Source organism: Pedobacter sp. MC2016-14 (assembly GCF_020991475.1).
Classification (GTDB): Bacteria; Bacteroidota; Bacteroidia; order Sphingobacteriales; family Sphingobacteriaceae; genus Pedobacter.
Genome location: NZ_JAJMPA010000001.1, coordinates 213,416 through 236,920, shown reverse-complemented (window position 1 = coordinate 236,920; position 23,505 = coordinate 213,416). Strand labels below are relative to the sequence as shown.

The following is a 23,505-nucleotide window of genomic DNA, read 5'->3' as shown; positions in this document are numbered from 1 at the left end:
AGTCATGAACTCATATATAGTTAAAAGTATTCTTGCAGTTGCCGTTGTAGCAATGGCTGCATCCTGCAAACCAGAATTTGATACGGTTGCGCCATCTAAAGGTTCAGCCGATTTTACACGTTACATTGCACTTGGCAATTCACTTACTTCTGGGTTTGCTGATGGCGGATTATATCTTGAAGGGCAGCAAAATTCTTTTCCAGGAATGATTGCCGAGCAAATGAAAGCGGTAGGTGGTGGTAGTTTTGCTACGCCTTACTTTTCTGCTGCACAAGCTAATGGTACTGGCTACGCAAAGTTAACTGGTTTTACTGCCACTGGTTCGCCTATCATTACTAAAGAGACCGGCAACCTTGCGGTAACAGGACAAACAACTGTTCCGGGTGTGGGTGCGGTAACTTTGTACGCTAAATATACTGGAGACATCAATAATTACGGTGTACCGGGAGTAAAACTTGTACATGCAAGATATCCAGGGTATGCTGCTGTTAATGGTTTGTACGAGCGCCTGTTGACTGGTGCTTATGGTACCAACAACACTACATATCTGGATTTTGCGACTTCTAAACCATGGACATTTTTTAGCATGTGGTTAGGTAACAATGATATTTTAGGATATGCTAGTGCTGGTGGTGATGGGGCAGCCAACGCGCCAACGCCTAAATCTACTTTTACAACTGAATATAATGCGGTTGTGGCTAAGCTTGTTTCTACCGGGGCTAAAGGTGTTGTAGCAACTATCCCTGATGTGTTGTCTACTCCGTATTTTACAACAGTAACATTAGCTACGCTGAAAGCCGCGGTACCTGCCGCGCCAGCATTTTATATTAAAACGGGAGCAGGTGTTACCAGAGCCGCAACTGCCAACGATTTATTTACATTAACCCTAAGTTCTGATAATGTAATTGGTGGGGCAAGTGCTTTAGGCCCATACGGTTTAGCGCCTACTAATCCTATTGAAAGTAAATATGTTTTGGATCCTGAAGAAGTTGCTGTAGTTAAAGATTACGTAACTGTTTATAACAATACCATACGTACTGTGGCAAATGCTAACGGTTTGGCTTTAGTAGATGCTTACACTATTTTAAACGAATACAGCGCAGGTAAAAAAGTTAATGGGGTATCGGTAAGTGCAGCTTATATTCGTGGTAACTTATTCTCGTTAGATGGGATACATTTAACGCCTATGGGGTATGCAATTGTAGCTAATGAATTTATTAGTGCCATTAATACAAAATATGGTTCCAGTATTTCTACTGTAGACGTGTCTAAATATAGAGGCGTTAAATATCCGTAAAAAAAGGCATTACTGTAAAAAAAGCATATACTATCTGCCTCCTCAAAACTTAAGTCCTTAAAAAGGAATGAGTTTTGCCTATCAGCATACAGTATATGCTTTTTTATTTCAGTTTGGGGTTGTTCTTATGTCTGTCGGCATCCCTTATATTTTTCTTGATCAGGTTTTTCTCCATGGCTTCGGTAAGATCGATGCCAGTTTGATTGGCCAGACAAATGAGTACAAATAGTACGTCTGCCATTTCATCGCCGAGGTCTACTGCTTCATCACTCTTTTTAAAGGATTGTTCACCGTATTTGCGGGACATGATGCGGGCTACTTCCCCCACTTCCTCCATTAAAATAGCTGTATTGGTCAGCTCACTAAAGTAGCGGACCCCTGTAGTGTTGATCCAGGTATCAACTGTTTCCTGTGCTTCTTTTATCGTCATAATTTATTTGTGATCTGATTTTAAAAACTCCCAATCGTTATCGTTTTGGGTATTTGGGGGATAGGAATTTTACTCTTTGTTTTTTGTATCTATGCTAATGGTTACGGGACCATCATTAACAAGGCTTATTTTCATGTCTGCACCAAAAATGCCGGTTTGTATATTTTTGTTAAGCAGCGTACTCAATTGTTTAATCATGGCCTCGTAAAGCGGAATGGCTTTCTCTGGCCTTGCAGCTCTGGTAAAACCTGGTCTGTTGCCTTTTTTTGTAGATGCAAATAGCGTAAACTGGCTGATTAATAAGATATTTCCATCAATGTCTGATAAAGATTTATTCATCAATCCTGTGTCGTCCCCAAAGACCCGCATGTTTGCTATTTTCTGTGCCAGCCATTCTAAATCTTCTATCGTATCTGCATCTTCAATGCCTAATAACACTAAGAAGCCTTCATCAATGGCTCCCGTAGTGGTGTTGTCGACTCTACAGCTTGCTGATGAAACTCTTTGTAAAATTGCCCTCATAAACTAATTAAGCCCTTGTTTCGTTGCCATGGTAAATGCTCAGATAGCTTTCGTACCTGCTGATTTCTATTTCTCCTGCTTCTACAGCTTTAATGACGGCACAGCCGGGTTCGTTTACATGACGACAATTGTTAAACTTACATTGGTTCATCATGTCTCTCATTTCCCTGAAATAGTGGCTTAGTTCTTCCGGACGAATGTCAAATATCCCCAATTCCCGGATGCCGGGTGTATCAATCAGGTAACCGCCAAAAGGCAGGGTATGCATTTCGGCAAAGGTTGTGGTATGTTGACCTTTGTCGCTCGCTTCAGAAACTTCGCCGGTCTTAATGTCTCTTCCGGGAAGTAATACATTGATTAAACTGGATTTTCCTACACCAGAATGGCCGGAAAACAGTGTTGTTTTGTCTTTAAGTAAACCTTCAATTTGAGGGATATTGGTGCCTTTTAAAGCAGAAACGGTATAACATGGGTACCCAATGTTTTCATAGATGTGCTTGTATTCTTCCAAAATCTCCAGGCCCTTTGGGCTAAAAAGATCGAGTTTATTGAAGATTAATACTGCAGGAATACTATAAGCTTCGGCAGTAGCCAGAAAACGGTCTATAAATCCCAGTGAAGTGCGGGGAGAAGCGAGTGTAACTACTAAAAATGCCTGGTCCATATTGGCCGCGATAATCTGAGCCTGTTTGCTCAGGTTAATGGATTTCCGGATAATATAATTCTTCCGGTCCAGTAGTTTATGGATTACGCCCTGATCAGAATTTGGCTCCAGTTCAAATTCTATCTGATCACCTACTGCAATAGGATTTGTGGTTTGGATGCCCTGAATTCTGAATTTACCCTTGATCCGGCAATCATAATCTACGCCATTTTCGGCATGTACCTGATACCAGCTTCCTGTTGATTTAATGACTAGTCCTTGCATATAATGGGGTAAAGATAAGAAGTTGACAGGAGTATTTAATACTTAGTATTTAGACGAGGAACAGCGCATCATACTTAAACCACATGGTTTCTAACTACTAATAGTTGACATCTAATTGTTACAAACTACAAAAAAAATTTGTGATTACGAAAAATATAACTTTACTTTACAGCCAGCACAGTAAGTGTATAAAATACAATGTATAACAACACAATTATTTCCATTATTATTACCACCACCAACGGGATAGCCCGTAGGAAGGTAAGCTAGTGGAAAAATTGAAAGACATAAAAACAACCACAAAAAGCACCTTCCTTTAAACAGGAAGGTGCTTTTTTTTTAACCTGAAACAATGAATATTTTAAAATTTGGAGGTACATCAGTAGGGTCGGTTCAAAGCATCACAGCTTTAATCGATATTGTAAAGCAAGCACAGGCTAAGAATTCTGGAAGCACAGAGGAACCAGAATACCCCGTTATTATCTTGTCGGCTATGGGTGGGGTAACCAACGCTTTACTCTCAATGGCCGAGAATGCGGTAAACGCGGAGCCTTTTAGTGAGGATTTGAAGAAAATTGAAGAAAAACATTTTGAGGTTATCCGTACCTTGTTACCTGCTGCGGCACAAAATCCGGTGCTTACACGTTTAAAAATATATTTTAACGAACTGGAAGATATTTTGCAATCCGTATTAAATCTCCGTGAATTAAGTGCGCAGACCAAAGACTTGATTTTAAGTTATGGTGAGCGGTGCTCTGCCTTTATGGTTAGTCATATTGCCAGACAGCAATTTGCCAATGCTGCATTTGTAGATGCTGCAGAATTGGTAAAAACGGACAGCAATTTTGGCCAGGCGAGGGTAAATACTGAACTTACCAATTTGTTGATCAAAGACTATTATGAAGGTAATAGACAAAATCTATTGTTTGTGCCGGGTTTTATAGCCAGTAACGAGGATGGCCGCATTACTACCCTGGGCAGGGGCGGAAGTGATTATACCGCAGCAATATGGGCCGCAGCTTTGGATGCCGAAGAAATAGAGATATGGACTGACGTTGATGGTATGTTAACTGCAGATCCGCGGATGGTTAAAAAGGCATTCTCTTTAGCAGAGTTGAGTTATACAGAGGCGATGGAGTTATCTTACTTTGGTGCCAAAGTAATTTATCCGCCAACCATGATACCGGCTTTTATGAAACGTATTCCTATCGTGATAAAGAATACTTTCAATACTGCATTCCCGGGAACTTATATCCGTCATGGTGCCCATTCATCAGCTTTGCCTATAAAAGGTATTTCTTCTATTGATGAAATCAGTATCTTAAATCTTTCTGGTAGTGGCATGGTGGGTAAAGCAGGGTTTAGCGGGCGTCTCTTCTCTTTGCTGTCCAGAGAACAAATCAATGTGGTTTTGATTACGCAATCCTCTTCTGAGCACAGCATAACTTTTGCGGTGAAGCCTGCAGATTCATTGAAGGCACTTTCATTGATCAATAAAGAATTTGAGCTTGAACTTCAGGCACGTAAACTGGAATATCCGGAGGTAGAAAACGGCATGTCTATTTTGGCTATCGTAGGTGAAAATATGAAACGCACTCCTGGAATGGCAGGAAGGTTATTCAATGCGCTTGGCCGTAATGGTGTAAATATCCGTGCCATTGCACAAGGATCTTCAGAGTATAATATATCTGTAATCCTTTCTAAAACGGACCTGGCTAAGGCCGTTAATGCTGTTCATGATGCCTTTTATGAAGATCATAAAAAGACTTTACATATATTTTGTCTGGGTACCGGTAATATCGGTAAAACGTTGTTCGCTCAGTTGCAATACCAAATGCCGTTTTTAAGGAAAAACAATGACCTGGAAGTTCAGGTTATGGGAATTAGCAATACCCGCACAATGTTGCTAAACAAAGATGGCATCAGCCTTGAAAACTGGTCAGAGGAATTGGAAAATAATGGTGAACCAGCAGATCTTTCCGTGTTCATCAAGCAAATGAAGGCGATGAACTTGCCTAACTGTGTTTTCGTGGACAACACAGCCAGTCAGAATCCAATCCAGTTTTATCAGGATATATTACAATCCAGTATCTCTGTTGTTACCTGCAACAAAATTGGTAACTCTGCAGATTATGAACAATATGCTGCATTTAAACAGGCTGCCCGTAAGTATGGCGTAGATTTTTACTATGAAACCAATGTGGGTGCCGGACTGCCAATTATAAAAACATTAAAGGATTTGATGCTTAGTGGCGACCGTGTAGCGAGTATTGAGGCAATTTTATCGGGTACTATATCCTATATTTTTAACAATTACAAAGGCGACCGGTTATTTCATGAGGTTGTTAAGGAAGCGCAGGATAAAGGCTATACAGAACCAGATCCTCGCGACGACTTGAATGGTAAAGATTTTATGCGCAAAATGCTGATCCTTGCCCGTGATGCCGGATATGCATTGGAAGCGGAAGATGTGTCTATAGAAAGCATGTTGCCTGCAGCTTGTTTGGCGGCAGCTACGGTTGAAGATTTTTACCAGGAGCTGGAAAACAATACGGCTTATTTTGAAGCGCTAAAAAACACAGCAGCCGCCGCAAATAAGGTGCTTCGCTACATCGGAAAACTGGAAGAAGGAAAGGTTAGTATTACCCTACAGATGGTAGACGACAGTCATCCTTTTTATATGCTGTCTGGTAGTGATAACATCATTTCTTTTACCACAGACCGGTATAAAGATAGGCCATTGGTAATCAAGGGGCCTGGTGCAGGTGCTGAAGTAACAGCGGCTGGTGTATTTGCAGATATAATTAACGTAGGTAAAAAATGAAAGAATCAATAAAAGTTTTTGCACCCGCTACCGTAGCCAATGTAGTTTGTGGTTATGATGTACTGGGTTTTGCGGTTAATGAGCCGGGTGATGAAGTAATTATGCGCTTAACTGGTAAACCGGGTATCCATATCTCTAAAATCACGGGCGACGATGGTCGTTTGCCTTTAGACCCGGCCAAAAATACAGTGAGTGCAAGTGTGCAACATTACTTAAACCACATTGGTAAACCTGATTTGGGTTTAGAAATAGAATTACACAAAAAAATGCCAATTGGCAGCGGCCTGGGCTCTAGTTCTGCAAGTACTGTAGCAGGCTTATTTGCCGTGAATTCTTTGCTGGATAATTTACTAACCAACATGGAGCTGGTACCTTTTGCCATGAAAGGTGAGGAACTGGCATGTGGTTATGGACATGCCGATAATGTTGCACCAGCATTATTAGGTGGCTTTGTCTTGATCAGAAGTTATGAACCGCTTGATATTATCAGTTTGCCTTCTCCAGAGGGATTGTATGCTGCAATTGTATATCCGGAAGTAGATGTGCCTACCAAAGACGCACGTCAAATGATCCGCAGTAAGGTGTTTTTAAAGGATGCTGTAACACAATGGGGTAATGTTGCTGGCTTGGTAAGCGGTTTGTTTCTGAAAGATTATGATTTGATTGGAAGGAGCATGACTGATATTTTAATTGAGCCAACACGGTCTATCCTAATTCCGGAGTTCTATAAGCTGCGCAGCATAGCCATGGAAGCTGGCGCCATAGGATTTGGAATCTCGGGCTCTGGTCCTTCTGTTTTTGCCTTAACAAAAGATGAAGCAACGGCAGCAAAGATTACACAAAGTCTGCAGGCACATTTAAAAGGAATTTCAATCAATAGCTTATCCTTCGTTTCTAAAGTGAATGAAAAAGGTCCGGTTGTTTTAGATTAAAAAGACCTGCCTTAACCCATAATAAAATTAAAATGAGATTATATAGTACCAACAATAAAGAATTAAATGTAGACTTTGCTACAGCAGTTTTTAACAGTATGCCCCAGGATAAGGGCTTGTATATGCCTGTAGAAATTCCTCAGCTGGATGCTGATTTTATTGAAAATATAGGCAGTTATTCCCTGCCAGAGATTGCCTTTAAGGTAGCCTCTGCCTTATTGGGAGATGCTATCCCCGCCGCAGCTTTAAAAGCTTTGGTTGAAGATGCCATCAACTTTGACGCACCTGCCAGAAAACTGGATGAAAATACTTATGTGCTTGAATTGTTTCATGGTCCTTCTTTGGCCTTTAAGGATTTTGGTGCACGTTTTATGAGCCGTGTGATGGCCTATTTTTTAAAAGATGGAGAGCAGTTGCTGGACGTACTGGTAGCTACCTCGGGTGATACTGGAGGTGCCGTTGCACTTGGTTTTTTGGGTGTGCCAAACACCAGGGTAACCATTTTATACCCCAAAGGTAAGGTGAGTGAAATTCAGGAATTGCAATTGTGTACCAATGGACAAAATATCCATGCCATAGAAATTGATGGTACCTTTGATGATTGTCAGCATTTAGTTAAGCAGGCTTTTGCTGATGCGGACTTAAATGAAAAACTGCGGTTAACCTCTGCAAATTCTATTAATATTTCCAGGCTTATACCGCAGACTTTCTATTATTTTAATGCCTATGCACAGCTGGCAAGGGAAGGTAAAAAGAAAGTAGTATTTGCAGTGCCCAGCGGTAATTTTGGAAACATAGCCGCAGGTTTAATGGCCTATAAAATGGGCTTGCCCGTACATCAGTTTATTGCAGCTACCAATGCCAATGATACTGTGCCAAGGTTTCTGGAAAGTGGCGTATACCAAACCCGCCCTTCGGTACAAACTTATGCCAATGCGATGGACGTGGGTGCGCCAAGCAATTGGGTACGCATTATGGACTTGTTTGATGACAGTCGTGAAGAAGTTTTAAAAGTAGTGAGCAGTTCTCGTTATACAGATGAGGAAACTTTGCAAGCCATCAAGGATATTGATCAGCAATACAACTATGTAGCTTGTCCGCATACGGCAATTGCGTGGCTGGCTTTAGAAGGATATAAACGAGCGCATGCCGAAGAAAACTTTGCCGGTGTATTTTTATCAACGGCACATGCTTGTAAATTTCCTGATATTTTTCCTGAAGATATAGCCGCTAAAATAGAAATACCTGCGCAGGTTCTGGAATTGATAGATAAAGAAAAAGGTGCAACGGTGATGGATACTGATTTCAAAAACTTTAAAAATTACCTGCTTAACCTTTAAGGTTAGCAGGTAATTTGTGATCAGCATAGTAGTTAAAAGATAGCCTGAGCAATTCTTTTTGTTGGCTCTGGATTTCCCATGGTATAGAAATGCAAAACAGGCGCACCCATTTCACGCAGTTCTTTACACTGGTTGATCATCCATTCAATACCAACTTCTTTTACCTGCTTTTCAGTGCTACAAGCCTGAATGGCGTTGGTAAGGTCTAGCGGAATATCCAGATGGAATATTTTAGGCAGGCCAATCAACTGTTTGCTGTTAGTAATTGGTTTAAGTCCCGGAATAATGGGTACATTAATGCCGTGGGCACGGCATTTTTCTACAAAGGCCTTGTATTTCTGGTTGTCAAAAAACATTTGGGTAACAATAAACTCTGCACCCATATCTACCTTTAATTTTAAATAGCTAAAGTCTGTATCCAGGTTAGGGGATTCAAAATGTTTCTCGGGATAGCCTGCAACACCTATACAAAAATCTGTTTTCTCTGCACTGTCCATATCGTCGTGCAGATACTTGCCCTTATTCATGTCTGATACATGTTTAACCAGGTCAGAAGCATAAGCATGACCATTTGGAGTTGGAATGAACATGCTGTCGCTTTTTCTGGCATCACCACGCAGTGCAAGTACATTATCTATACCCAAAAACTGCAGGTCAATCAATGCGTTTTCTGTTTCCTCCTTGGTAAAACCGCCGCAAATCAAATGCGGTACGGCATCTACCTTGTATTTATTCATAATGGCAGCACAGGTAGCCACTGTACTTGGACGTTTACGGTAGGCTACTTTTTCCAGTAAACCGTTGCTGTGCTGTTTGTAAATGTAATCTTCACGTAGATAAGTTACATCTATAAACGGAGGATTAAACTCCATTAATGGGTCAATGGCATCAAAAATACCTTTGATACTTTGTCCTTTTATGGGTGGTAAAAGTTCAAATGAGAATAAGGTTTTACCCTTTGCGTTACTGATATGGTCTATGATCTTCATTGATGCGTAATGTAAATGCTAATTTCTGAAATGATTAATTTATGAATAGGCAAGGTTAGGGCTAAGCCATCTTTCCACCTCTTCAACAGACATGCTTTTTCTTAGCGCGTAATCCTCAATCTGGTCTTTGGTAATTTTACCTAAACCAAAATACCTGGATTGTGGGTGTGCAAAGTAAAAGCCACTTACCGCTGCGGTAGGGTACATCGCATAACTTTCTGTAAGTCTAAGTCCAATTTTAGCTTCAGCATCCAGCAATTCGAAGAGCGTTCCTTTTTCTGTGTGTTCCGGGCATGCAGGATAACCAGGAGCGGGCCTGATACCAGCATACTCTTCTTTAATTAAGTCTTCATTGCTCAAGTGTTCATCTTTAGCATAACCCCAGTATTCTTTACGCACCAATTCATGCATCCTTTCGGCAAAAGCCTCCGCTAAACGATCTGCCAGGGCTTTGGCCATAATGCTGTTATAGTCGTCGTAATTTGCTTCAAATTCTGCGACCAGCTCATCGCAGCCCAAACCTGTTGTCAAGGCGAAACCACCAAAATAATCAGGTATACCACTATCTTGCTGGGCTATAAAATCAGATAGCGCATAGTAAGGCTGGCCTTCTGCTTTCTCTGCCTGCTGACGCAAAGTATGGATAACTACTTCTTCACCGTCAACATTGAGTACAATGTCATCTCCGGAAGCTTGTGCAGGCCAGAAACCGATTACTGCTTTTGCAGTAAGGAGCTTTTCATCTACAATTCTTTTAAGCAATACCTGGGCATCCTTAAAAAGCTTTTTCGCTTCGTCGCCTACCACTTTATCTTCAAGTATCCTTGGGTAACTGCCACGCAATTCCCAGGTATGAAAAAATGGGGTCCAGTCTATATAAGGTACCAGTTCTTCTAACGGGTAGTTTTCGAAAATCCGGGTTCCTGTAAAGGCCGGGGCCGGAGCAACCAGGCTGGTGTCAATTTTAAAGTTGTTAGTACGTGCCTCTTCAATCGATTTGAATCGTTTGTCTGAACGTTTGTTTAAATGTGCTTCACGTGCTTTATCATATTCTGCCCTGATGCCGTTGATATAGTCATCACGGGTATCTTTGTTCATTAATGTACTACATACGGTTACACTTCTTGAAGCATCTAGTACATGTATGGCCGGGCCGGAGTAATTGGGTGCAACCTTAACAGCTGCATGAATTCTGGAAGTAGTAGCGCCGCCAATAATCAACGGAATGGTAAAACCTTCACGCTCCATTTCTTTTGCAAAATGTACCATTTCATCCAATGAGGGCGTAATCAGTCCGCTCAAGCCAATGATATCTGCATTAATTTCCCTGGCTTTTTTAATGATCTCCTGTGCAGGTACCATTACGCCCATGTCAACAATTTCAAAGTTATTACAGGCCAATACTACACCTACAATGTTTTTACCGATGTCATGAACATCACCTTTTACAGTGGCCATCAGTACTTTTCCCGCAGAAGAGTTTTGATCCTGATCTGGATTGTCGAGTTTTTCCTGTTCAATAAAAGGCAACAAATAAGCTACTGCTTTTTTCATTACCCTCGCAGATTTAACTACCTGTGGCAGGAACATTTTTCCGGCGCCAAATAAGTCACCTACAATGTTCATTCCGTCCATTAGCGGACCTTCAATGACCTGGATTGGTCTGGCATATTTTTGCCTGGCTTCTTCTACATCATTGTCCAGGTATTCGATGATCCCTTTTACCAGCGCGTGCGAAAGGCGAGACTCTACCGATTCTTTACGCCATTCTTCGTCACGAACAATCTCTTTACCCTTTGATTTAATGGTTTCTGCAAATTCTACCAATCTTTCTGTGGCATCATCCCGGCGGTTCAATAACACATCCTCTACACGTTCTAACAATTCTGGTGGAATTTCCTGATAGACTTCCAGCATTCCGGCATTTACAATCCCCATATCTAAACCAGCACGTATAGCATGGTATAGAAAAGCAGAGTGCATCGCCTCACGTACCGTATTGTTCCCTCTAAAAGAGAAGGAAATGTTAGATACACCTCCACTAACTTTAGCATGGGGTAGGTTTTCTTTGATCCAGCGGGTTGCGTTGATGAAATCTACTGCATAATTGTTATGTTCCTCTAGTCCGGTAGCTACGGTAAGAATGTTAGGGTCAAAAATGATGTCTTCAGAAGGAAAGCCAATTTCATCTACCAGTATATCGTAAGACCTTTTACAGATCTCTTTTCTTCTTTCAAAATTATCCGCCTGTCCATGTTCATCAAAGGCCATTACAACTACGGCAGCACCGTATACCATGATTTTTCTGGCACTCTCTCTAAATTTATCTTCGCCTTCTTTTAGAGAAATGGAGTTGACAATTCCTTTGCCCTGCAAGCATTTTAGTCCGGCTTCAATCACCGTCCATTTAGAAGAGTCAACCATAATAGGCAACTTTGAGATGTCCGGTTCTGAGGCAATCAGGTTCAGAAATTTAGTCATAGCTGCTTCTGAATCGATCATACCCTCATCCATGTTCACGTCAATCACCTGTGCACCACCTTCTACTTGCTGGCGTGCTACGGTTAATGCCGCCTCAAAATCCCCACTCAGAATCAGTTTAGAGAACTTTGGTGAGCCTGTGATATTGGTCCGTTCGCCAATATTAACGAAAATGCTTTCTGGAGTAATGGTTACAGGTTCTAGACCACTTAAGCGCAAATAAGGTTCAATAACAGGGATTTTTCTCGGTGCTACACTTTTAGCTTTAGCGGCAATACAGCCAATATGATCTGGTGTGGTACCACAACAGCCACCAACAATATTTACAAATCCGTGTGCTATAAAGTCCTCTACAAAATGAGCCGTTTCATGAGGCATCTCGTCATAAGCCCCAAACTCATTCGGTAAACCTGCATTTGGATAAGCGGAGACATAACATCCTGCTTTTGCAGCAAGTTCTTCAATGTGTGGCCTCATTTCTTTAGCACCCAGTGCACAATTGAAACCAATGCTTAACGGATTTGCATGGATAACAGAGTTTAAAAAAGCTTCAACCGTTTGTCCGGAAAGCGTTCTTCCAGAAGCATCGGTAATGGTTCCGGAAATCATGATTTCTATCTTTCTGCCAATGACCTCTTCGTATTTTTTGATAGAAAAAATAGCTGCTTTGGCATTTAAGGTATCAAAGATGGTTTCGATCATCAGTAAGTCTGACCCTCCATCAACCAGTCCCCTTACCTGGGCATCGTACGCATCTACCAGTTCATCAAAAGTCAATGCCCGGTAGCCAGGATCATTTACATCCGGCGAAATGGAAAGTGTTCTATTGGTAGGCCCAACAGCACCAGCAACGAAACATTTACGCTCAGGATTGGCCTGCATAAAGGCGGCTGCCGCTTCTTTAGCAATTTTGGCGCCTTCAAAACTCATCTCATAATCCAGTGTTTCCATCTGGTAATCTGCAAGTGAAATGCGCTGCGTACTAAAAGTATTGGTTTCGATGATGTCAGCGCCAGCCTTTAGGTATTCGGTATGAATCTCTTTAATGATGTCGGGACGGGTAAGGTTTAGTAAATCATTATTACCTTTAACATCGCAGGGGTGGTCTTTAAAACGTTCACCGCGAAAGTCTTCCTCGCTAAGTGTATAACGCTGGATCATGGTACCCATCGCACCATCGATAATTAGTATTCTTTTCTCTAATTCTTCTCTAATGTTCATTAATAAAACAATAATATGAGCAGGTGATGAGCTATTTTTGATAGTGGCTAAAGCCAAAACAAGTGCCGAACTCATTACGTGCAAAGCTTATTCGGAATTCAGGCTGTGATGAACTCAACTTATCTTTCGGGGGTTGCTGTTTAAAAGCGTATTCCGGTAGAATGTAGCACCTTGTAAGCACAGGTTGCTAAGACTTCGCAGGGTCTAATCCCTCCGTCTTTCTCTATAAGCAGTACAAAAATGCAACAAAGAAAACTCAATTCCAAGAAATTAGCGTTTTTACCATATAAAATTGTATTTGATGAAACAAAGGAACCGTGTTTTAAAATTAAATTTTTCCAGAGCGCTATATTGGGGTGTACAAAAATTAGTTATTTAAGACCAGAACAGACCGCGCTTGAGGGTAAAAAAGGCCAATAGAAAAAACATAGTTGCCAGCCTGATTTTAAAATAAAAGCAAATATGTGTAGGTTGCACAAAAAAACTGAAACACAAAAAAATGAAAAAAACAATTGCAATGGTGATGTGCTTGCTACCGGCTTTAGGCTTTGCGCAACAGGCACCGCAAAACTGGCACATGCTCTCAAAAGATGCAGATAATGTATATGGTATCGGCGTAATTAAAGCTTATGATAAGCTATTAAAAGGAAAAACACCAAAACCAGTGGTAGTGTGTGTATTGGATGGCGGTATTGATACTCTACATGAAGATTTAAAGGCAAATTTATGGCGCAACCCAAAAGAAGTATTGGGTGGTGATAAAGATTTAGATGGCAATGGCTACAAAGGTGATGCTCTGGGTTGGAATTTCTTAGGAGGCCCAAATGGACAGGTTACTGCTGCCAGTGTAGAATATCAACGTGTATATCATATGTATAAAGCCCAGTTTGCTGGTATTACGGATGAAAAACAAGTAAAGAAAAAAGATCTGCAACATTACCGCTCATGGGTAGTAAGTAAAAGCTTACTAACAAAGGCAGACAGCGTTGCACCAGTTGACTATAGAGGTAAACAAGTAAAAGATGATTATTTCAATAAGAAAGACCGTTTTTACGGAAATTCAAACCTAATTGGAGATCCTTATTTCCATGGAACCCACGTAGGTGGTATTATTGGTGCTACACGCGGCAATGGTAAAGGAATGGACGGTATAGCAGATAATGTAAAGTTGATGGGTGTTCGTGTGGTGCCAAATGGCGACGAGTATGATAAAGACGTGGCCCTTGGCATTCGCTATGCCGTAGATAATGGCGCACAAATTATCAATATGAGTTTTGGGAAAAGGGTATCTCCGGAACGTGAACTGGTAGAGGAAGCTATTAAATACGCGGATAAAAAAGGTGTGTTACTAATCAATGCTGCCGGAAATGATGGTGCTGATGTAGATAGTATCCCGCATTATCCAACTCCATTTTTTATGAAAGGTGGCAAAAGAGCACCCAATATGATTACTGTAGGTGCAAGTGGCGCTACTGAGGCAGGATTGGTTGCGCCATTTAGCAACTACGGCGACCAAACCGTAGATGTGTTTGCTCCTGGTGTAGGTATTTATGCCACGGTTCCTGATAACAAATACAGACCAATGTCTGGAACAAGTATGGCTACGCCTGTAGTGGCGGGATTGGCCGCTTTGATTAAAGGTTATTATCCTGATTTAACAGCTAAACAATTAAAATACATCATCGAGCAATCGGTAACTAAAATCACTATTCCGGTTACTAAACCAAAATCAGGTGGTAAAAAGGTAGCTATGACAGCGCTTTGCAGAACAGGTGGAATTGTTAATGCCTATGATGCATTGATATTGGCAGATCAGATTTCTAAAGGGAAATAGTTCCAGCAGAGTCTGAACAACGATTACTGAATTCAAAAAAAGACAGCTGGTCATTTATGATCAGCCGTCTTTTTTTATACCAGAATGTTTTATTTTCTTCCTCCAAAAATCCTTAACAGGAATAAGAAGATGTTGATAAAATCAAGATATAGATTTAATGCGCCCATGATCGCTAATTTCTTAGCATCAGCAGCAAGAATTTGTTCACCGTCAGCTTCCAGGCCTTGCCCGATGTTTTTCAATTTCTGAACGTCGTAAGCGGTAAGTGCAGTAAATACAGCAACACCAATAAAACTCATTACGTAGCTTAAGGTACTGCTACCAATAAATAAGTTCACCAGACTGGCAATAAATAAGCCTGCAACACCAACCATAAGGATAGGGCCAAACTTAGTTAAATCAACATCTGTAGTATAGCCTAAAACAGCCATAATTCCGAAGATGCCTGCTGCCGCTCCAAAACAAGCTACGATAGAGCCAGAAGTATAGATTAAGAAAATAAAACTTAGACTAACACCAAGCAGTATGGAGAAGAGCACAAAAACACCCAGTAAAGCACCATAGGAAAGACGACTAAATCCAGACCCCATAATTAGCACCAAACCCAGAGGTGCAAACATGGCAATATAACCAAGCACAGTTCTTTGTCCTGTCTCAAAGTTGATAAGCTGACTTACGGCTTCTTTAGATGATGAAATGTATAGTGCTGCTAATGTTGATAAGCTTAGCGCTACAAACATCCATAAAAACACATTCGCGAAAAATTTCTTTGCAACTCCGCCTGTTTGGTTCTGTACAAAAACAGAGTCTTGTGACCAGTTGTAATTATTGTTATTGTCCATTTTGTTATTGTTTATTTTAAGGGTTAATGATTAGTGTTATACAAATGTTATGCCCCAAGTCTTTTTGTCAGAATTTCCTCTGCTTTCTTGAAAATCTGTAATGGTTTGAGTGTGCGCCATGCCATTTCGTCAAGTTCGCCTCCAAAGTTAATGTAATAGTCAATATTGCTATTCCTAAACTCCTGAATCACATGCTCATTAAAATTAACGCCGCAGATCCACCCATCTTCTACTTCCTGAAACCACTCCTCGTAGTAACTGTCTTCAGAGGAATGAAAGTTTAGCACATTTTCTCCGATCAGGATAAACTTGTTGATGCCTTCATTCATCATCAGTTCCAGGATTTCCCTTTTCATGAGCATGATGTCATTGTTAATGGCATCGTTCCATTCGCCAATTAATTCTATAATGGTGTAATTTCTGTCATAATCAACAAAAAGTACCTTTAAATACATGGTGTTGGATCCAAAATCATCCCACTGCGGATGAATTAAGAAATTATAGAGTTGCTTGTCAAAATAAAACTCCGAATACTCCGTCTCGTAAAAAGGCGAACGATCATCTTCTGCAGCAATATAATCATCGCGCCATTGATAATATGGTTCTATTTCATGCATAATTTATTGAGATATCAGTTTTTTTCCGGCCTCTACGGCTTTCCGTACACTTCCGTGGCGCAATAGTAAATCTGCAGAAGCATCATAACCCAGCTTCAGTTCATCCATTACCATTTGCGTACCGCGGTCTACCAGTTTATGATTTGTTAACTGCATATCCACCATTTTATTGCCTTTAACTTTTCCAAGTTTAATCATTACCGTGGTGCTCAGCATGTTTAAAACAAGCTTTTGTGCCGTTCCGGATTTCATTCGTGTAGAACCAGTTAAAAATTCTGGACCAACCACCACCTCTACGGGATAATCACTTTCCTCAGCAATTGGTCCACCTTCATTACAAACAATACAGCCTGTTAAGACACCGTTTTTGCGTGCAGTATTTAGACCGCCAATTACGTAAGGTGTAGTGCCCGAGGCGGCTAATCCAACCAGACAGTCTTTAGCATTGATGTTAAATTCCTTTAAGTCAACCCAGGCTTGAACTGCATCATCCTCTGCATTCTCAACTGCTCTGCGGATAGCTTTATCGCCGCCAGCAATAATGCCTACAACCTCATCAAAAGGAACACCAAAAGTAGGTGGGCATTCCGAAGCATCTACAACACCTAGTCTGCCGCTGGTGCCTGCGCCAATATAAAATAGCCTTCCGCCATTTTTCATTCGCTCAGTAACAGCCGAAGCGAGCTTTTCTATTTGTGGAAGAGACCGCTCCACGGCAAGAGGCACGGTTTTATCCTCTTCATTAATGTGCTGTAGAATCTCTGCGAAAGACATTTCATCGATATTGTTATATCTGGATTCCTGCTCGGTAACTCGGATCATATTATTTATTTTGGATAAAAATCGTTAAATTCTTCCTGAACTGGAAATAAATAGACGAATAATTGAGGATGTTAACAACAGCAAAAGCCACTGGTCAACTATTTACAAAAATTTGACTGTTAAAATATGTTAAGGCCATACTACCTATGAGGGCTTATCTTATTTTTGAGGCGGATATGAGATTTGTATTTATTTTGGTGCTTTCGCTGTTTTCCTTCTTATTGAAGGGTTCAGGACCTGTGTATGCGGGAGGCCATACTAATGCAAAAATCTCTAGCCCTCCTTTGCGCAGCTCAGAAAGCACACAGCAATTTAATCTCGGCTACCTTTCTAAAGGCTATCCAGTTATCAAACACGAAATTCTTAGTGATAAAAAGGAAGACCTGCTCAACGTTGACGATAGCGAAGACGAACCGGTTTTTAGCAGGAAATCTGTGCTGATCAGTAAAGCTTATCTGGCGCTAAATGATCCCTCCCTTTTAATTGAGCTACACAATAGCTCCTGCAATCACCTGCCTATTTGCAGGCATTTTTCTTACACATCTACTTACACCTATCTTCTTCAAAGAGTTTTAAGGCTATGATAAAAACATTATCAGCTTAAGGTACGATCGTGCAGGTCAGCCCCTAAACTGATGTGATTTTTAATTCCAGGGAATTTTACATTCCAGATTATCGAAATAGCTTAATAAAAAACTTAATATCGTGAAGAGAATTGCAATGCTCGCCGGCTTATGTGCGCTTTTGTGCCATATCGGCTGTACATCTAAAAAAGAAGAAAAAGAAGAAGTGGAGAAGTATACTGTTACTACTCCTGTAAAAATTGATACTTCATTTACCAAAGAATATGTTTCCCAGATTAAATCGGTTAGAAACATTGAAATCCGTGCCCAGGAAAAAGGGTTTTTACAAAACATCTATGTTGACGAAGGTCAGGCTGTTAAAGCTGGTCAGGTATTGTTCCGGATCATGCCAAAAATGTATGAGGCTGAATTGCTTAAAGCCCAGGCCGAAGAGAAATCTGCTGAAATTGAATTTCAAAATGCAAAAACCCTGGCGGATAAAAATATCGTTTCCAAAAATGAACAAGCAGTAGCACAGGCTAAACTCCAGGCTGCAAAGGCAGAAGTTGCATTGGCTAAACTTCATTTAGGATTTACCGAAATCAGGGCGCCCTTTGATGGTACAATTGACCGGATTCCCTTAAAGTTAGGAAGCCTTATAGATGAAGGGGAGTTGCTCACCAGCCTTTCTGACAACAGCCAGATGTTTGCTTATTTTAATGTGTCTGAGCCGGAATATCTCCAATATCAAACGGATATAAAAGACCGCGCCGAAAATAAAGTTGATTTACTTCTGGCCAATGGCGATGTTTTTAAATACAAAGGAAACGTAGAGGTTATTGAAAGTGAGTTTAACAGTGAAACAGGGAATATCGCTTTTAGGGCCAGGTTTGCCAATACAGGAAAATTACTTAGAAATGGTGAAACAGGGAAGATCCAGATGTTGGTTCCTTTGAAAAATGCGATTGTAATTCCGCAAAAAGCAACCTACGAGATTCAGGACAAGAAGTATGTTTTTATTGTAGATAAAAACAATAAGGTGCATTCACAAGAGATCACCATTACCGGAGAAATACCCGATTTATATGTGGTAAGTAGCGGGCTTACTGCACAGGATAAAATTTTATTTGAAGGTGTACAGAAAGTAAAAGAGAATGATAAAATTCAATTTGAGTTTGAATCTCCTGAATCGGTATTGAATCATTTGCGCTTAAAAGCAGAATAGGTTTTTGATTAATCATTAAAAGAATATAACAATGTTTAATAAATTCATTCAAAGACCTGTGCTGTCGATAGTAATATCGCTGGTGATTGTCTTTTTAGGGGTGTTATCGGTGATGAATTTGCCGATTACCCAGTTTCCTTCCATCTCTCCTCCAATGGTAAATGTTACGGCAGATTATCCTGGATCAAATGGAGAGCTTATGATTAAATCGGTAGTTATTCCTTTAGAAAGAGCCTTAAATGGTGTTCCGGGAATGAAATATATGACTTCTGATGCAGGAAATGATGGTGAAGCAAGTATTCAGGTGGTATTTAACCTGGGAACCGACCCCAATCAGGCTGCAATTAATGTTCAAAACCGTGTGGCTTCGGTTACCAATAAATTACCTCCATTGGTGGTGCGTGAAGGGGTAAAAATTACCCGGGAAGTGCCAAGTATGCTCATGTATGTAAACCTTTATAGTACGGATAAAAATACCGACATGAAGTTTTTATACAATTATGCGGATATCAACGTGCTGTCCGAATTGAAGAGGGTAAATGGCGTTGGATCTGGAGATATATTAGGAACACGCGAATACGCGATGAGGATTTGGTTAAAGCCGGATCGGATGTTGGCTTATAAGATATCTGCTGATGAGGTCATGGAAGCTTTATCCAGTCAGAGTTTAGAAGCTTCACCTGGTAAAACAGGAGAGAGTTCGGGTAAACGCTCTCAGGCATTTGAATATGTATTGAAGTATTCCGGACGATTTACCACCAAAGAGCAGTATGAAAATATTGTGGTGAGGTCAAATAGTAATGGTGAACTCTTACGGTTAAAGGATATTGCCAAAGTTGAGTTCGGCAGTTCAATGTATGACATCTATTCCAACTTAAATGGTAAGCCATCGGCAGCTATTGTATTAAAGCAGTCATTCGGAAGTAATGCCAACCAGGTTATTGAAGATGTAAAAGCCAAGCTCGAGAAGATTAAGCGCTCCTTTCCGAAAGGAATGAATTATGAAATCTCGTATGATGTATCTAAATTCTTAGATGCTTCTATTGAAAAAGTAATTCATACATTAATAGAAGCCTTCATTTTAGTGGGCTTAGTGGTATTTTTATTCCTGGGCGACTGGCGTTCTACTATTATTCCGGCAATAGCAGTTCCTGTATCACTGGTCGGGACTTTCGTGTTCATGCAATTCTTCGATATTTCACTCAACTTAATTACGCTATTTGCGCTCGTTCTGGCTATTGGGGTTGTGGTAGATGATGCCATTGTGGTTATTGAAGCGGTTCATGCCAAAATGGAGGAAGAACATCTTTCGCCGTTTAAAGCGACTAAAAAGGCGATGCACGAAATTGCGGGGGCTATTATAGCCATTACCTTTTTAATGGCTGCGGTATTTATTCCGGTTGCTTTCATGTCTGGCCCAGTAGGGGTCTTTTACCGACAGTTTTCAATTACCATGGCAACAGCCATTATCCTTTCAGGTATTGTAGCTTTAACATTAACCCCTGCGCTTTGCGCAATGATGTTAAAGAATAACCATGGCAAGCCTAAAAAGAAGACACTTGCAAATAGATTTATAGATAGTTTTAACAACACGTTTAATCTGGCACAAGGCAAATATCAGCATGTATTGGGTAAAATTGTGAATAGAAGAGTTGTTACCATCCTTGTACTACTGGGTTTTTGTGCGGGTACATGGTTAATTAGCAGTACAGTCCCTTCCGGCTTTATTCCAAATGAAGATCAGGGTATGTTCTACGCCATTATTCAAACGCCGCCGGGTTCATCTCTGGAGAGAACAAATGATATTGCCGAGAAATTGCAGAAAATAGCCGAACATGTGGAGGGCGTAAAATCGGTTTCTTCTTTAGCAGGTTATGAAATTTTGACGGAGGGTACCGGCTCTAATGCGGGTACTTGTTTAATTAATTTGGAAGATTGGAACGACCGTAAACAATCTGTACAGGAGATTATGACAGAACTGGAGGAAAAATCAAAAGATATTCCTGGAGCAAACATTGAGTTTTTCCAACCGCCTGCAGTACCAGGATATGGAGCAGCGGGAGGATTTGAACTTAGGTTGCTGGATAAAACAGGGACAAATGACTTCAAAAAGCTGGAAGCGGTCAACAAAGATTTTGTAGAAGAGTTAAATAAGCGGCCGGAGTTATCTAACGTTTTTAGCTTCTTTAGTGCCAGCTTTCCGCAGTACATGATGAAAGTAGACAATGATTTGGCGCAACAGAAGGGTATTTCCATCGAAAATGCAATGAATACCTTGTCGACGCTTGTGGGCAGCAATTACGAAATCAGTTTCATTAAGTACGGAATTAATTACAAAGTTATCGTTCAGGCGGCTCCTGAATATCGTGCGCAACCTGATGATATTTTAAAGCTGTATGTAAAGAATGATCATGATGAAATGGTGCCTTATTCGGCCTTCATGAAATTAGAAAAGGTGTACGGACTCTCAGAAATTACGAGACATAATATGTACACTTCAACAGAAATTAGTGGGGGTGCGGCTCCAGGATATAGTAGTGGTACAGCCATTAAGGTGATCCAGGAAGTTGCAGCTAAAAAGCTACCCCGGGGGTATGATATTGATTGGGCAGGGATCTCTGCTGATGAGGTTGCGCAGGGTAATCAAGCCATTTGGGTATTTTTAATCTGTTTAGGATTCGTATATCTGGTTCTAGCGGCCCAATATGAAAGTTTTATTCTTCCATTGTCTGTGGTCTTATCTTTGCCAGCCGGTATTTTTGGGGCTTTCCTTTTGTTGAAATTAACGGGATTAGAGAATAACATTTATGCGCAGGTTGCCATGGTAATGCTTATCGGACTGCTGGGTAAAAATGCTGTGCTAATTGTGGAGTTTGCCATACAGCGGCATGCATCAGGTAAATCAGTTCTGGAAGCTGCGATGGAGGGAGCCAAAGCGAGGTTCCGGCCTATTTTAATGACTTCATTTGCTTTTATAGCAGGGTTATTGCCGCTTGCTTTTGCCAGCGGACCAGGTAAAATCGGAAACAGAACCATTGGTACTGCGGCTGCGGGTGGTATGCTCATCGGAACCATTTGCGGTGTCTTTGTCATCCCTGGCTTGTATTATATTTTCGGAAAGATTGCCGAGCGATACAAGCTGACCAAATATGAAGAGGAAAATCCCTTAACAGAAGAAATAGACAACAATGAAATACAGCACATATAAATATATTGTCCTGCTAGGCATAAGCCTGGGCATGGCAAGTTGTAAAATCCCTGCCATTCAGCAGCAAACAGAAAATACGCGTACGCCCGAGTCTTATTTGGGCAGTACCGACAGTACCAATACCGGGGGACTGGAATGGAAGATTTTTTTTAAAGATCCTAATCTGGTTAACCTGATAGATACCGCTATAAACCGCAATCAGGAGTTGATGATTACTTTGCAGGAAATTGAGATGGCCAGAAATGACATCAAGTTAAAGCAAGGTCAAATTAGCCCTACAATTGGGGCAAGGCTTGGTCTGGGCGTTGAAAAAGTAGGCCGGTACACCAGTCAGGGTGCGGGTGATGCTTCTACAGAAATTGCTCCGGGCAAAGAAACACCTGATCCTTTAATGGACTACTCGGCCTCTCTTTATGCCAATTGGGAAGTAGACATTTGGAAAAAGCTCCATAATGCCAAGAAAGCTGCAGTAAGCCGCTATTTGTCTTCGGTTGAAGGAAAAAACTTTGTGCAGACCAATCTGATTGCCGAGGTTGCAAATTCTTACTATGAATTGCTGGCCTTAGATAACCAGCTTGCCATAGTAAAGCAAAACATCCAGCTACAAAAAAATGGTTTGGAGGTAGTAAAGGTTCAAAAGGAAGCCAGCCGTGTTACAGAGCTTGCGGTACAGAAGTTTAAAGCCGAGGTGTTAAATTCTCAAAGCCTTGAATTTGATATCCACCAAAAAATCAAGGAAACAGAAAACAGGATTAATTTTTTGCTGGCGCGTTATCCGCAGGAAATTCCGAGAGATCACAGCAGCTTTTTAGACTTGGTGCCTGCCGCGGTGCGTGTTGGTATTCCTTCTCAATTGCTGGCCAATCGTCCGGATATCAAAAAAGCAGAGTTGGAGTTGGCTGCGGCCAAGCTGGATGTTAAAGTAGCAAGGTCTGAGTTTTATCCATCATTTGGTATCTCTGCAGCATTTGGCTTCCAGGCATTTAATCCTTCATACCTGGTTAAGTTTCCTGAGTCTATGCTGTATTCACTTGCCGGAGACCTGGCGGGCCCGCTCATCAACCGTAGCGGAATTAAAGCAGAGTTCAAGAACGCTAACCTCCGTCAGCTTCAAGCGATGTACAATTACGAGCGAACCATACTTAATGCTTATCTTGAGGTTTCTACGCAACTGTCTAATATCAGCAATCTTGAAAAAAGCTACAGCTTGAAATCTGAGCAGGTTGATGCACTGAATAAATCAATTGCCATCTCCAATGATTTATTTAAATCGGCCAGGGCCGATTATTTAGAAGTACTGATGACCCAAAGAGATGCTCTAGAGTCTAAGCTGGAACTCATAGAAACTAAACAAAAACAGCTAAATGCTGCTGTTAATGTATACCAGGAACTTGGTGGCGGCTGGAAGTAAAATCAACGCAGCTGATCTG

17 protein-coding genes and 1 riboswitch are annotated in these 23,505 nt (G+C 41.0%); of the genes, 9 read left to right on the top strand and 8 right to left on the bottom strand.

All coding sequences use genetic code 11. The features are described 5' to 3' along the window. Window positions 1-4: 4 nt before the first annotated feature. Entirely contained in the window at window positions 5-1,297 is a 1,293-nt protein-coding gene (locus LPB86_RS00910) for an SGNH/GDSL hydrolase family protein (RefSeq protein WP_230640582.1), read from the top strand. Between the two features lie 103 nt (window positions 1,298-1,400). Here LPB86_RS00910 and LPB86_RS00905 read toward each other — a convergent pair whose 3' ends face one another. The 3 genes from LPB86_RS00905 to rsgA form a co-directional block, all read right to left on the bottom strand. Further along, window positions 1,401-1,727: a nucleotide pyrophosphohydrolase gene (locus LPB86_RS00905; protein WP_230640581.1), complete on the bottom strand. Its 327-nt coding sequence runs from the start codon at window positions 1,725-1,727 to the stop codon at window positions 1,401-1,403. Between the two features lie 69 nt (window positions 1,728-1,796). After that, window positions 1,797-2,249: a D-aminoacyl-tRNA deacylase gene (gene dtd / locus LPB86_RS00900; protein ID WP_230640580.1), complete on the bottom strand. Its 453-nt coding sequence runs from the start codon at window positions 2,247-2,249 to the stop codon at window positions 1,797-1,799. Between the two features lie 7 nt (window positions 2,250-2,256). After that, entirely contained in the window at window positions 2,257-3,177 is a 921-nt protein-coding gene (gene rsgA, locus LPB86_RS00895; RefSeq protein WP_230640579.1) for a ribosome small subunit-dependent GTPase A, read from the bottom strand. 352 nt (window positions 3,178-3,529) lie between these two features. Between rsgA and thrA the strand changes: the two genes are divergently transcribed. From thrA to thrC, 3 genes are read left to right on the top strand one after another with little or no spacing between them, the layout of a single operon-like run. Further along, window positions 3,530-6,001, top strand: coding sequence for a bifunctional aspartate kinase/homoserine dehydrogenase I (thrA, locus tag LPB86_RS00890; protein WP_230640578.1), 2,472 nt, complete (start codon window positions 3,530-3,532; stop codon window positions 5,999-6,001). Further along, entirely contained in the window at window positions 5,998-6,933 is a 936-nt protein-coding gene (locus LPB86_RS00885; RefSeq protein WP_230640577.1) for a homoserine kinase, read from the top strand. Before thrA ends, LPB86_RS00885 begins: the two co-directional genes overlap by 4 nt. Window positions 6,934-6,965: 32 nt before the next feature. Next, a complete protein-coding gene (thrC, locus tag LPB86_RS00880; RefSeq protein ID WP_230640576.1) occupies window positions 6,966-8,273 on the top strand; it encodes a threonine synthase in 1,308 nt (435 codons plus the stop codon). 32 nt (window positions 8,274-8,305) lie between these two features. Here the strand turns inward: thrC and metF are convergent, their stop codons facing one another. Then, on the bottom strand, window positions 8,306-9,262 hold the full coding sequence (gene metF, locus LPB86_RS00875) for a methylenetetrahydrofolate reductase [NAD(P)H] (protein WP_230640575.1): 957 nt from the start codon (window positions 9,260-9,262) through the stop codon (window positions 8,306-8,308). Window positions 9,263-9,301: 39 nt separating this feature from the next. Then, window positions 9,302-12,964 (bottom strand): methionine synthase, encoded by a 3,663-nt coding sequence (gene metH / locus LPB86_RS00870; RefSeq protein ID WP_230640574.1) that lies wholly within the window; start codon window positions 12,962-12,964, stop codon window positions 9,302-9,304. Between the two features lie 116 nt (window positions 12,965-13,080). Continuing rightward, window positions 13,081-13,196: riboswitch (SAM riboswitch) on the bottom strand. Window positions 13,197-13,463: 267 nt separating this feature from the next. Here metH and LPB86_RS00865 point away from each other — a divergent pair. Then, entirely contained in the window at window positions 13,464-14,798 is a 1,335-nt protein-coding gene (locus tag LPB86_RS00865; protein ID WP_230640573.1) for a S8 family peptidase, read from the top strand. 89 nt (window positions 14,799-14,887) lie between these two features. Here the strand turns inward: LPB86_RS00865 and LPB86_RS00860 are convergent, their stop codons facing one another. The 3 genes from LPB86_RS00860 to murQ are packed head-to-tail and all read right to left on the bottom strand — an operon-like array spanning window position 14,888 to window position 17,079. Beyond that, window positions 14,888-15,640 carry a Bax inhibitor-1/YccA family protein gene (locus LPB86_RS00860; protein ID WP_230640572.1) on the bottom strand — a complete coding sequence of 251 codons (753 nt, stop codon included), beginning with the start codon at window positions 15,638-15,640 and terminating at the stop codon, window positions 14,888-14,890. Between the two features lie 47 nt (window positions 15,641-15,687). Next, entirely contained in the window at window positions 15,688-16,257 is a 570-nt protein-coding gene (locus LPB86_RS00855) for a hypothetical protein (RefSeq protein ID WP_230640571.1), read from the bottom strand. Window positions 16,258-16,260: 3 nt separating this feature from the next. Then, window positions 16,261-17,079, bottom strand: coding sequence for an N-acetylmuramic acid 6-phosphate etherase (gene murQ, locus LPB86_RS00850; protein WP_230640570.1), 819 nt, complete (start codon window positions 17,077-17,079; stop codon window positions 16,261-16,263). A 176-nt stretch (window positions 17,080-17,255) separates the two neighbouring features. Between murQ and LPB86_RS00845 the strand changes: the two genes are divergently transcribed. The 4 genes from LPB86_RS00845 (at window position 17,256) to LPB86_RS00830 (ending at window position 23,486) form a co-directional block, all read left to right on the top strand. Then, a complete protein-coding gene (locus tag LPB86_RS00845) occupies window positions 17,256-17,663 on the top strand; it encodes a hypothetical protein (RefSeq protein WP_230640569.1) in 408 nt (135 codons plus the stop codon). Window positions 17,664-17,784: 121 nt separating this feature from the next. Beyond that, window positions 17,785-18,867 (top strand): efflux RND transporter periplasmic adaptor subunit, encoded by a 1,083-nt coding sequence (locus tag LPB86_RS00840; RefSeq protein ID WP_230640568.1) that lies wholly within the window; start codon window positions 17,785-17,787, stop codon window positions 18,865-18,867. A gap of 31 nt (window positions 18,868-18,898) precedes the next feature. Beyond that, window positions 18,899-22,075: an efflux RND transporter permease subunit gene (locus LPB86_RS00835; protein WP_230640567.1), complete on the top strand. Its 3,177-nt coding sequence runs from the start codon at window positions 18,899-18,901 to the stop codon at window positions 22,073-22,075. Further along, a complete protein-coding gene (locus LPB86_RS00830; protein WP_230640566.1) occupies window positions 22,056-23,486 on the top strand; it encodes a TolC family protein in 1,431 nt (476 codons plus the stop codon). Before LPB86_RS00835 ends, LPB86_RS00830 begins: the two co-directional genes overlap by 20 nt. Window positions 23,487-23,505 lie beyond the last annotated feature (19 nt).